This is a genomic window from Anabaena sp. PCC 7938 (genome assembly GCF_049315035.1).
GTDB lineage: Bacteria > Cyanobacteriota > Cyanobacteriia > Cyanobacteriales > Nostocaceae > Anabaena > Anabaena cylindrica.
This window is the reverse complement of record NZ_CP186034.1, coordinates 5,913,086-5,924,762: the sequence shown is the minus strand read 5'-3', so window position 1 is coordinate 5,924,762 and position 11,677 is coordinate 5,913,086. Positions and strand designations below refer to the sequence as shown.

Genomic DNA, 11,677 nt, shown 5'->3' with positions numbered 1-11,677 from the left:
GTTTCTCTAGCTTTTTATCTACTCAGAAAGATTTAAAAATTAACTTTTGCAAAAATGCTTGTGGTTTGATGTGATAAGTAGGGGTTGAGAATTTATTTGTATCCATAAGACATAATTTAGATTATTTCATAATCTTGTAAAAGTTTTCATCTCAACCAAAAGGGGTATATTTAAGGTGAGTTAGTTTTGAAAATCTGGAAGTAGTGAAACAATAATTATTTGCTTTTTGGTTTTTGATGTTTGAAAAAGTATATTATTTATGTAGTAGTGTAAATTTAAGATCAGAAAATATCTGGAACTGCCAGGTGATTTTATGTTTATTTTCGATTACAGCAAGAAACCCATTTATCTAAACAGTAAAATATGAAGCTGGAGTCTAATGTGAGTAGTATTGATAATTATACATTCTCTTTTGCAGGAGAAGTGACAATTCCCCAAGCTCCTCCTGAATTTAAATCGGGTTTTATTGGCATTATTGGTCGTCCTAATGTCGGTAAATCTACTTTAATGAATCATTTGGTCGGTCAAAAAATTGCGATTACATCACCAATATCTCAAACTACACGGAATCGGTTACGCGGTATTTTAACTACAGAAGCAGCACAGTTAATTTTTGTAGATACTCCAGGAATTCATAAACCCCATCATCAATTAGGGGAAGTATTGGTAAAAAATGCCAAGCTGGCAATTGAATCTGTAGATGTGGTGCTGTTTGTAGTTGATGGAACGGTGGCTTGTGGCGGAGGAGATCGCTATATTGCTGAATTACTCAGTCGTAGTCAAACCCCTGTGATTTTGGGGATAAATAAAATCGACGAACAACCGTCAGATTTCCAAAAGCTAGATGATAGTTACACTCAGTTAGCTGCTGAACATCAATGGCAAATGGTCAAATTTTCCGCCAAGACTGGGGCAGGATTACCAGAACTGCAAGAATTATTAATTGGTAATTTAGAAACTGGCCCGTTCTACTATCCTCCTGATTTGGTTACAGACCAACCCGAACGGTTTATTATGGGAGAATTAATTAGGGAACAGATTTTGCTGTTGACCCGTGAGGAAGTACCTCATTCAGTAGCGATCGCCATTGATCTAGTCGAAGAAACCCCAGCTATTACCCGTGTACTCGCTACTATCAATGTTGAAAGAGATTCCCAAAAAGGAATCCTAATTGGTAAAGGTGGCACAATGCTGAAAGCGATCGGCAGTGAAGCTCGTCAACAAATCCAAAAGCTAATTACTGGTAAAGTTTATCTAGAATTATTTGTCAAAGTCCAACCAAAATGGCGGCAGTCAAGAATCAGGTTGGCAGAATTAGGTTATCGCGTGGAAGAGTAATAGATTAGGGATATGGGGAGGCAGGGAGCAGGGGGAGAATAATTACGAATTACGAATTACGAATTAATGCTGATGTACTCGCTCTAGCAAGAAGATAGAACCCACAGTTCCCACAAAATGAGCCGCAATAGCATTGACATTCGCCACTGCTACAAACACATCCATGGCGCGAATAATTCTGTAAGGGTCTGTAATTGCCACTCCTGGGGGCTGGGATACAGACTTGGCTACCAGCACACTCACGGTAGCTCCCGCGCCAAAGATGCTTAACAACATCCCTATTAAACCGACCATGACCCCCAGTCGGATAGCTCTAACTGTTTCTGCCTTACTAGGATGCAAGGTGGGATTAGGATTTGCTAGGCGTTTACCGAAGCGTGTATAACGAAAATTCCAAAAAATACTGAAAAATAGCACTACAATTCCCCAACCACACCAAAATATCCCAACTCCTAGACCAGTATTTTGTTGTTGAGCAAAATCACGACCAGTAACAGTAAATAACAAAGCCAAGCCACAAACCATAGACAAAGCCAATTGTATCCAGAAAGTTATCCAACCGGTGAGACGGATAGTTTTGGCAATATCTTGTACTTTCGGTTTGAGTTCCAGCGATGCTTGATCCTGGTTGTGCGATCGCACTTCTGGTTCTACTTCGTGCGATCGCTTTTCGGTTTCATCAGTGTGCATATTTATTACTGGTTGCACGGGATATCTTCTATTTGTAAAGCTTAGTTCCATTAGCTAACTCTCTACCCCCATCTCCAGACATATAGCCTTTCCCACTCTAGTTAGATACAAAATTACCCCTCCCTAACCCTCCCCTTGGTAAGCTACCGTGTACACACAAGTGGTTGCCTCATAGGTTTCAGGTTTTTTAGCCCCTGAAATGCCTGATATTTTGCGAAACTCAAACCTCCATCTCTCTAATAAAATTGGGATTTAGAGTGGCAAAACCAAGCGTTAGGTATGATTTCAAGACTTGTGTGTACACCGTAGCCTTGGTAAGAGGAGGGTGCGCGACAGCGCGGGTGGAGTGTATTTCATGAGTTTGGGAATTGCTATAAATTACCGCCAAATATTCAAGCAGAAGGTAGGAAGAAGATAAATATTCCTTCATCTTCCCCAATATGTACAATTAACCACATCATTGACTGATAATATTACTGTATCAATCCTCTTGAACATCAACGCCAAGGATCGGAAGCTATGATTAAATCTTGGATAGTAATCGGGGGTGTGGCTTTTTTAGTAGCTTTAGGGGCTAACCAGATTACACCTAGCGATCGCCAGTGGTTCAGGCACTTAAAAAGACCCAGATGGCTTACTTTTGAGGCCGCAATTCCATTGATTTGGACAGTAATATTTATTTGTGGCGCTTGGTCAGCTTATATTATCTGGGAACACAACCCAGATACTGGTGCAACTTGGTTAATGATGATTTTATACCTACTTTTGGAAATATTTACAATTGCTTACACACCTGTAATGTTTCGATTTCGCAGTTTAAAGGCGGGTACAATTCTTGGTGGTACAGGTTTTATTATCTGTCTTTTAGTCACCATAGCAGTATTACCTGTTTCGGTTTGGGCTGCATTATTACTAATTCCTTATTTACTGTGGAGTCCTATTGGCACATATACAACTTGGGAAATGATTCATCTCAATCAACAAGATGTGTAAGGATTCAGGATACAGAATGTTTGATATAGCAAGAAACAGCGAACAGAAGAGAAAAATATTATTCTTCCTCCTTCTTGCTTCTGACAATAATTCTAGAGATAAAAATGGTGTAATTGAAAGTTTACCGTCGTTATAGAAGCATGAACAATCTACTAACTATTCAGATATTAAACTGGGAGAAGTAAGTACGAACACATCCCTAGTTCCTGGTTCTGGATTGTGAGATTTAATAGGAGTTGTAAAGTGGAAAAAATCATGATCATTGACTACAACTAGTTCTCCTGGTTGCAAAATTTTGTTAAAAACTGGCTTCTCTTTTTTAGCAGTATATAAATGTGTTTCTCCACCTTGAATGTTTTCTCTAGCGACAGAAAATATGCCAATAAAATCACTTCCATCTTGATGAATGCCTTCAGGTGCAGGATTGCCTAAATGACCTGGTGAACAGGTGGTTCTGATTTGATGAATACCAATTTCGGCTTCTGGGTGCAGTTTACAAGCATCGCTAAAAGCTAAAACCAGGTTCTTAAAAATATCTAGTTCGACAAGTGCATCTTCTAATTCTGCAAAATCTCTTTTGATATCACCCAATAAAGAATTATAATCTCGGCTCTGAAATAGGTATCCATGTGGAAGTTTAATCAACTTATTTTCAGAAATTATGACCCGTGATAACCTTCTTGAGCGATATTTACCCTTAATATAAGGATCAACAGGTAAGTTCTGAAAAAATGTCTGAAAATCTTCAGTATTAATCGAATTTACTTTTCTCAGGGTAAACAGAAAAGTATATTCTAATTCCGTAGCATATGAGACTTTTTGCATAGGACTTTTTTCCTTGCATTTTAAAATCCTTCCCAATTTTTTAATGTGGAAGGTCTGTAATATCTATTATATGCAACTATTATTTAACCGTCGTAAATTTGACTACAAAAATTGTTAAATTACTGAAACATTGCTATCAAATACACCTACTTAGCTGTATCTGAGCAATTATCGTTTATGTATTGAGGGTTTTCAGATTGTGCTAATTTTGTTTGATGGATATTAAGATGAGCTAATGCAATCAGGTCATCTAGTGAAATAGTCTGACTGGAATCATAGGGATAGACACCAATAGTTATAGATAGCGGAAACGGTAACTGTTGAGTCTGATTAAATTGGTGGATATTAGCTTCCATTCGCTGCTCTATCACTTCGCACACAAGCTGGTATCCCTGTACGAGGACAACAAATTGATCTTCTTCTATCCGTCCTAATGTATCAGAATTGCGTAAACTTTGTTTGAGCAAATTTGCAGTGAGAACAATAGCGTCTTCAGCGAACTCATGACCAAAAGTTTCATGAATGTAAGTAAGTGTACTCAGTTCAATAAACATGATACTAGTGTACATTTGCGATCGCTTGGCTAATCGTAGATGCTGCTCGGCCATCAGGTAAAAGCCGCGCCGATTATGCAGTCCAGTCAATTCATCAGTGTGTGAGATGCGGCGAATTTCAGCTTCAATAGCTTTACGTTCTTGGGTTTCTTGTAGTAAAGTGATTTGAGCAATTTCCAGGGCTGTAGTGCGATCGCTCAACTTTTTCTGGAGTTCTACATACATGGCGACATTATCCATTGCGATCGCTGTACTATCTGCAAGTAATTGCAGCAACTTAACCTCTTCATGAGTCGGTTGATAGTGTTGTCCCCAATAAGTACCAATAGCACCAACAGCATCAATACCTCCTTTCGGACAAATGGCAACCATAGCCATACTTTTAATAAATGTGTTTTCATAAAAATAATGGGAACTCCTGTGGTCAACAGATACATCTTCAATAATCCCTAGTTGACAATTCCTCATTACCCAGCCACTAATGGTTGTATCCATTGGAAATCGCTGACCTTTCCACATCGGACTTATAGCATCTTCATCTACGTAGTAGGAAAATCCATTGTCTGATAGCACAAAAGTAGCACCATCAGAACCCGTCAGTTTTCTTACTGCTATTAGTACAATTTTTGTAATCTCTTCTAAAGTATGTACTGAACAAAGTTCTTGAACTACTTTCAGTAAATACTCTATTGAATGCACATAGTACTCAGTAGTAGCTAGTTCGGTAGCAGCAGGTGCGGAATTGTATTCGTTGTTCATAACATTTTTGTAATGCGTATTTTTTATAGTTACCTAATGTGAGTCACCATATCAAAATATTCTATAAAATTATGATGATATTTATTTTGAGTTTAATCGTATTATTACTAATACCTTAAATAAATAAGTTACATATTTCTATGATTGATTGGCTTTATAACTATCCAGTACTCTACCCTGGTGTATTGCTCAAACGCTACAAGCGGTTTTTTGCTGATGTTCAAATTACTTCTGGGGAAATAGTGACAGCCCACTGTCCCAATACAGGGCCAATGACTGGAGTATCTACTGTTGGTAGTCCAGTACAAATTTCTAAAAGCGATAATCCTAACCGTAAATTAGCTTACACCTTAGAGTTAATTCAAGTACAAGAGCCAGAACCGACTTGGGTAGGTGTGAATACAGCTTTACCTAATAGAGTAATAAAACTAGCTTTAGAAAAATATCTATTTCCAGAATTAAGTGAATATACACAAGTTAAGGGCGAAGTGGTTTATGGAAAAGATAAAAAAAGCCGTGTGGATTTTTACTTAACCGGAATTGATCAACAACGTCCGATTTATTTAGAAGTTAAAAATACTACTTGGACACAAGGGAATTTAGCATTATTTCCCGACACAGAAACCACAAGAGGACAAAAACATTTACGTGAATTAATGGAGGTGTTACCCCAAAATCGTGCAGTAATGTTGTATTTTATCAATCGGGGTGATTGTCCAGAATTTGCTCCCGGTGATAGCACAGATCCTATCTATAGTCAATTGTTACGACAAGCCATAACCCTCGGTTTAGAAGTTTTACCTTGTCGTTTTGATATTTCTCCAGAAGGTATCCGTTATTTAGGTTTAGCAAAATTGAAAATTTAATGTAAGAAGATGTTGGAAAAGTATGTTCCCTTCCCTCACTGATAAGTTCTCAACTCAAATAGAATTGCTATTAGGACTTACGCACTCAGCCAAATTGAGAACGCTAGAATAGGCGTTTCAACTTCTGGAGAGATTCTTCGCTGCGCTCAGAATGACAGTTTTCCGTTTCAGTGCGTGAGTCCTGGTTATATACAGCAGTTTGCGTAGTTATGAGGTACAAAATCTAAATTGAAACCTATACATAAAGCCAGTTTTACTCCTGACTCCTGACTCCTGACTCCTGACTCCTTCTTCCTGACTCCTGACTCCTGACTCCTGACTTCTGACTCCTTCTTCCTGACTTCTGACTTCTGACTTCTGACTCCTGACTCCTGACTCCTGACTCCTTCTTCCTGACTCCTGACTCCTGAATTCTGCTGTAGTTTGGGTAAAGGTTAACAGTTCTTTCTTTAATTTGATGATTATTATTTTAATGGGTGTTTCTGGATCTGGTAAAACTACTATTGGTAAACTTTTAGCAGAATCACTAAACTGGGAATTTTATGATGGTGACGCTTTCCACTCACCAGAAAACCTTGAAAACATGCTGCTTGGTATTCCCCTCAATGATGTCGATAGAATGCCTTGGTTACAAGATTTACAGACTAATATTAAAATTTGGTTGCAAGAAAATAAAAATGTAGTTTTAGCTTGTTCTGCTCTTAAAGCTAGTTATCGCCAAATTCTCTTATGTGATAGTCGCATCCAGTTAGTCTATTGCAAAGGATCTTTCGATATCATTCAAGAACGGCTGAGACAGCGGCAGAATCACTTTATGAATGAAAAACTCCTCAAAAGTCAGTTTGATGACCTTGAAGAGCCAGATAATGCTATTTATGTTGATATTTCCCAGCCGAATGAAGTGAGTGTAAATAAGATTAGAAAGGCTTTAGGGATTGAGGCGAGTTAATGGGATGATTACTATAGTATGTGTTTGCCGTCATGATAAATCATGTCAGATCTGTTTCCAATCATTGAAGTTCCGCTAGATGCCTCTCAGGAGATTGAGGATTTGGGAACACGAATAAAGTTCTGGTTCTATGACGATAACCTTAGTCGTTGTCTCTTTAAAAAAGCTAGACCAAATACTGGAGAAGATTGGGCGGAGAAAATTGCTACTGAATTGTGCAAATTATTGGGACTACCCCATGCTGAACAGGAATTAGCTATATACAGGGGAGAAAAAGGTACTGTTTCACCCTCATTTTTACGAGGAGAATGGAAAAACGGCACTCTGATTACTGGTAGGGAAATTCTCGCTCAAAAATTACCTGACTATCCACAACATCCAAAAGATCATTCCTAACACACAATTGATAATGTGTTCAGTACCATTGAAGCTACTTTGCTTAACTTACCAATAGAATGGATACCACCAGAAGGAATTAATACTGCAATTGATACTTTTGTCGGATACTTACTGTTAGATGCGTGGATAGGTAATACTGATCGACACCATGAAAACTGGGCATTTATCAGTGTTAAAGATAGAATTTACTTATCACCAACTTATGATCATGGTTCTAGTCTTGGTAGAAACGAACCTGACTCCAAACGGGAAGAAAGATTAACCACAAAAGATCAGGGTTTTTCGGTTAAAGCCTATGCCCAAAAATGCTATTCTGTTTTTTATTCTCCCATTGGTAATACACACCGCCTCAGAAATTTGGATGTTTTTTGTGAAGTAAAAAAACGTTATCCAAATGCTGCAAAAATTTGGCTTGATAGATTGGCAGAAATTAGCAGTAATGATACTTTAAAAAGTATTATGCGTATTCCCAAAAACCGTATATCCATACCAGCAATAGAATTTGCTCATAAAATACTAGAATTAAATCAAAAAGAACTGCTAAATTTACAGTGAATTTTTTATCTATGAAAACTCTTTTTTTGGCTTGGCAAGATCCGACAACTCGTGCTTGGTTTCCTGTAGGGAGATTAACATTTGATGGAACACAATATACTTTCGTATATACTCAAGGAGCTAAACAAGCACAAGATAAATGTGAGTTCAACCTAGTATATTCGTTCCCAGATTTGCACAGGATTTATACATCAACTGAATTATTCCCATTATTTTATAACCGAGTGATGCAAACTTCTCGACCAGACTATAAAGATTGTATTCAATGGCTGAATATACCTGAAAACGAAGATGATCCAATGGCTATTCTTTCTCGTTCTGGAGGACGTAAAGTAACAGATCATTATGAAGTTTTCCCTTGTCCAGAACCTGATGAAAATGGTTTATACAAAATTCATTTTTTTGCTCATGGTTTGCGGCATTTTCCCCCATCTACAATCGAAAGAATTAATCAATTACAAACCCAAGAAGTTTTGTATTTAGCTCACGAATTTCAAAATCCCTATGACTCGCGTGCATTGCTTTTATGTACGAAGGATCATCATATTGTTGGTTATTGTCCCCGCTATATAGTAGATGATGTTTTTAAACTAAACAACAAAAATTCAGAACTTCTAACAGTATACGTTGAGCGCATCAATCCAGTACCAGCACCACTTCAGCTACGTTTATTATGTAGTTTGACCGCAGAATGGCGTGATGATTTTCGTCCATTTTCCAGCCAGGAATATCAACCAATAGTAGCTGACATCCCGGCTGAATATGTAACGACCTAAAGTTGATGGGTAGCTAGAAAAGCATCAACTTCAGCAGGGGTAGGTTGGGATGCGATCGCACCTGGTTTAATAGTAGTTAGCGCCCCCACAGCACTGGCATAGGTGATAACTCGTTTTGCAGTTTCTCCATCCCTCAAACTTTGAATCCCAGATTGATATAATTGATGGATAAACCCAGCCAAAAAGCTATCTCCCGCACCAGTTGTATCAACGACAGGTACAGAAAATGCAGGTAATTTGCCCTCGTTTTCACCTAAACAATAAGCACAACCATTTTCACCATCTGTGACTAAAACACCTTCCAATGAATTTAGTCGATAAGTAATAGCTCCTGGATCTGTGGTATCAAATAACCATTGGGCTTCTTCCTTAGTCAATTTGAGAAAATCAAATCTCTTCAATAACGCCTGAATTTTGGACTTGGCTGTATTTTCATCTTGCCAAAATACTGGTCGCCAATTTACATCCAGAATAATCTTCAGGTCATATTGTTCTGCTAACTCTAAGGCTCGCAAAACAGCTTGCTCACTTTCAGGATAGGCCAATTCTAAAGTTCCTACTACCAAAAATTCTGCTTCATCAAACAGCGAAAGTGACAGTTGTTTAGCTTGAAGACGGGTATCGGCAAATTCTGAAGTATCATATTTACCAAATCCGGCAAAAGTGCGATCGCCCCCCGAATCCCTAATCACATAAACTTGTCGCGTTGGTGCTGTAGGATGACGTTGCACACCCGTCGTATCCACGCCTACATCTTGTAACAGCTTCACCAGAGTGCTACCAGGTTCATCTTCTCCCACCGCACCAATAAATCCTGCTGGCGTTCCCAACTTTACTAAAGCACAGGCCACATTAGCAGGCGCTCCACCTGGATAGGGAGTCCAAGACTGCACTTCTGGCAACTTTAGCCCCAATTGATCAGCTAAACAATCAAACAAAACTTCGCCAAGGCACAAAACACGGGGATTACTCATCTCATTTTTGATTCACGACTTGGGATTAAGAATATGTTTGACTTCTCTCTGGGCTAAAGCCGTAGAGATTTTCAAGCAGTTCAAAACTCTTAAAGGTGTAGTCAATTCACCTCTAGACATTCACAAGAATATTACCTGTTCACATCCCGAAGGGCTGGTCATAGAATACAATAGCAATTTTTATGCCTAAATAGAGTGTATATGCTTTTAAATTCCCAAATTTATTACCTCTGTAGACAAGAGAATTTTCATGCTAAAACGTACCCATTAATACAAAATATTTAATGGGTTAGATAAAACTCCAGATCAAATCCAAAGAAAATATGGACTTTGGTATTACTCGGAACATTTGTAATGTCTGCCTCTGAGAGAATCTTTTAGAATTAGAAAGAGCGATTGAGTACATATACCAAGGGAGAAATAAATAAGTCATGGCTGCTAATGAGTCTCAGACCCCTGTTAGTCTGTCAGACAGAGAACTGCAAATTATCGACTTAGTGGCCGCAGGCTTAACTAACCAAGAAATTGCAGGAAAACTGGAGATTAGCAAACGTACAGTAGATAACCATATCAGCAACATTCTCACCAAAACTAAAACAGACAACCGAGTCGCTTTGGTTCGCTGGGCTTTACAATGGGGTAAAGTTTGCTTAAATGATGTTAATTGCTGTACCCTCCCCATCCATAACGATGAAACCATTGGTTAGTCGATTGCTATTACTCCCATCTGGTATGCTGAAAAGTCAATTTTGAGGTTTACTGATTGTTCTCCTCCTCACTCCTATTTTTCAGTGTGAACCTCTACCACAAGTTCTGCAACTTTCACTTAAGCGAAAGTTGACGCTAAGGAATCAACTTTCTTTCCACTCTCGGAACTTGTATATCAGAATTCCTCCTAGAATTCAGCACAACAGATAACCGAGGAAAAGCTCAAAGAATCAATATAGCAATTCCCAAGCTCATGAAATACACCCCACCCGCGCTGTCGCGCACCCTCCCCTTGGTAAGGGGAGGGTTGGGGAGGGGTAATTTTGTATCTAACTAGATTGGAAAAGGCTATAGACTTTATTCAGAAGTCAGGGAAAGCATAAGGGGAAAAGGGTATAGTTTTTATTTACTCTTTTCCCCTTGCCTTCATCTTGTTCAAAAAATTATCCACAAAAATTAGCAATAAGACAGCGATGCAAGCGCTACATTGGAAAGAAATCTATGTTGATTTATCAGCTGGGGGAAAATGAATACTCCTACTTCTTTTCCAGATACCTCATCTCCCTTTAACTTTTTTAACCTTGACTTTACAGCACCACATTGCCAACAAGATGCTGAATTACTCAAACAGCTATCTTTTTTACCGGGGTTACAAGAAATTCTGATGCTGCGTCAGGTTCACGCCCTAGAACACGCTACTGTTTGGGTTCTCAGTGAAACTAAAAGCGCTTATTCTCATCCAGGAAAACCCACTAATGTGCAATTGGATAATGAATTATTGGGCGGTTTGTCCACAGAACATGGATTTTATCTCTATGGTGACGTGAATATAAGTCATTTGCGACGTGCGGTAACACTAGCCCAACATCGTCTCACCAGTGGAGAATGGGATTTAGCCGTTCATCCCCGTTGCGGTACAAATTTATCTGTAGCAATGCTTTTAACTGCTGGACTGGCTATAGGTGTGCATTTATTGTTACCATTCCGACCAGTTGAACAACTCATAGGCTTAGGTTTAGCCGCTACAACAGCATCTGAACTTGCACCCGATTTAGGTTTTATAGCCCAACGTTATCTAACAACAGCTATCCCATTTAACCTAGAAACTGAAAATATTACCCGCACCCGCGATTCCTGGGGACGTGAAGCGCATTTTATTAAAGTAAAATGGTGTGGATAAATACTATGGCAAAATTCAGGAGTAGTAGGGGCGAAGCATTCGGGCGATCAATTATTAGTTTTTGGCAAAGGCTATTTTCCGAATGCTTCGCCCGTACAGGAATAAAAATCT

General features: G+C 38.7%; 13 protein-coding genes. 9 read left to right on the top strand and 4 right to left on the bottom strand.

Translation table 11 applies throughout. The features are described 5' to 3' along the window. Window positions 1-363 precede the first annotated feature (363 nt). A complete protein-coding gene (era, locus tag ACOWPH_RS26405) occupies window positions 364-1,338 on the top strand; it encodes a GTPase Era (protein WP_015213080.1) in 975 nt (324 codons plus the stop codon). Between the two features lie 63 nt (window positions 1,339-1,401). Here the strand turns inward: era and ACOWPH_RS26400 are convergent, their stop codons facing one another. Next, window positions 1,402-2,028, bottom strand: a complete 627-nt coding sequence (locus ACOWPH_RS26400; protein ID WP_015213079.1) for a DUF3611 family protein — start codon at window positions 2,026-2,028, stop codon at window positions 1,402-1,404. Window positions 2,029-2,547: 519 nt separating this feature from the next. Between ACOWPH_RS26400 and ACOWPH_RS26395 the strand changes: the two genes are divergently transcribed. Further along, window positions 2,548-3,021, top strand: coding sequence for a TspO/MBR family protein (locus ACOWPH_RS26395; RefSeq protein ID WP_015213078.1), 474 nt, complete (start codon window positions 2,548-2,550; stop codon window positions 3,019-3,021). 156 nt (window positions 3,022-3,177) lie between these two features. On the opposite strand, the gene ACOWPH_RS26390 is transcribed toward ACOWPH_RS26395, so the two are convergent. Both ACOWPH_RS26390 and ACOWPH_RS26385 read right to left on the bottom strand, forming a co-directional pair. Then, complete coding sequence (locus ACOWPH_RS26390) at window positions 3,178-3,846, bottom strand: 2OG-Fe dioxygenase family protein (protein ID WP_015213077.1); 669 nt, start codon at window positions 3,844-3,846, stop codon at window positions 3,178-3,180. 146 nt (window positions 3,847-3,992) lie between these two features. Beyond that, window positions 3,993-5,159, bottom strand: coding sequence for a sensor domain-containing diguanylate cyclase (locus ACOWPH_RS26385; protein WP_015213076.1), 1,167 nt, complete (start codon window positions 5,157-5,159; stop codon window positions 3,993-3,995). Between the two features lie 140 nt (window positions 5,160-5,299). On the opposite strand from ACOWPH_RS26385, the gene sfsA reads away from it, so the two are divergent. The 5 genes from sfsA to ACOWPH_RS26360 all read left to right on the top strand — a co-directional run bounded on the left by sfsA (window position 5,300) and on the right by ACOWPH_RS26360 (window position 8,704). Continuing rightward, complete coding sequence (sfsA, locus tag ACOWPH_RS26380) at window positions 5,300-6,025, top strand: DNA/RNA nuclease SfsA (RefSeq protein ID WP_015213075.1); 726 nt, start codon at window positions 5,300-5,302, stop codon at window positions 6,023-6,025. Window positions 6,026-6,482: 457 nt separating this feature from the next. After that, a complete protein-coding gene (locus ACOWPH_RS26375) occupies window positions 6,483-6,974 on the top strand; it encodes a gluconokinase (protein ID WP_015213074.1) in 492 nt (163 codons plus the stop codon). Between the two features lie 42 nt (window positions 6,975-7,016). Next, window positions 7,017-7,370, top strand: a complete 354-nt coding sequence (locus tag ACOWPH_RS26370; RefSeq protein WP_042464571.1) for a hypothetical protein — start codon at window positions 7,017-7,019, stop codon at window positions 7,368-7,370. A 15-nt stretch (window positions 7,371-7,385) separates the two neighbouring features. After that, window positions 7,386-7,928 carry a hypothetical protein gene (locus ACOWPH_RS26365; RefSeq protein WP_242043107.1) on the top strand — a complete coding sequence of 181 codons (543 nt, stop codon included), beginning with the start codon at window positions 7,386-7,388 and terminating at the stop codon, window positions 7,926-7,928. An 11-nt stretch (window positions 7,929-7,939) separates the two neighbouring features. Then, window positions 7,940-8,704 carry an HIRAN domain-containing protein gene (locus tag ACOWPH_RS26360; RefSeq protein ID WP_015213073.1) on the top strand — a complete coding sequence of 255 codons (765 nt, stop codon included), beginning with the start codon at window positions 7,940-7,942 and terminating at the stop codon, window positions 8,702-8,704. On the opposite strand, the gene ACOWPH_RS26355 is transcribed toward ACOWPH_RS26360, so the two are convergent. Beyond that, the gene (locus ACOWPH_RS26355; RefSeq protein WP_015213072.1) at window positions 8,701-9,678 is read right to left on the bottom strand and encodes a carbohydrate kinase family protein; all 978 of its coding nucleotides are present in this window, start codon (window positions 9,676-9,678) and stop codon (window positions 8,701-8,703) included. The genes ACOWPH_RS26360 and ACOWPH_RS26355 overlap by 4 nt on opposite strands. 431 nt (window positions 9,679-10,109) lie before the next feature. On the opposite strand from ACOWPH_RS26355, the gene ACOWPH_RS26350 reads away from it, so the two are divergent. Both ACOWPH_RS26350 and ACOWPH_RS26345 read left to right on the top strand, forming a co-directional pair. Further along, window positions 10,110-10,385 carry a helix-turn-helix domain-containing protein gene (locus tag ACOWPH_RS26350; protein WP_015213071.1) on the top strand — a complete coding sequence of 92 codons (276 nt, stop codon included), beginning with the start codon at window positions 10,110-10,112 and terminating at the stop codon, window positions 10,383-10,385. Between the two features lie 527 nt (window positions 10,386-10,912). Further along, complete coding sequence (locus tag ACOWPH_RS26345) at window positions 10,913-11,566, top strand: DUF6391 domain-containing protein (RefSeq protein ID WP_015213070.1); 654 nt, start codon at window positions 10,913-10,915, stop codon at window positions 11,564-11,566. Window positions 11,567-11,677: the final 111 nt, after the last annotated feature.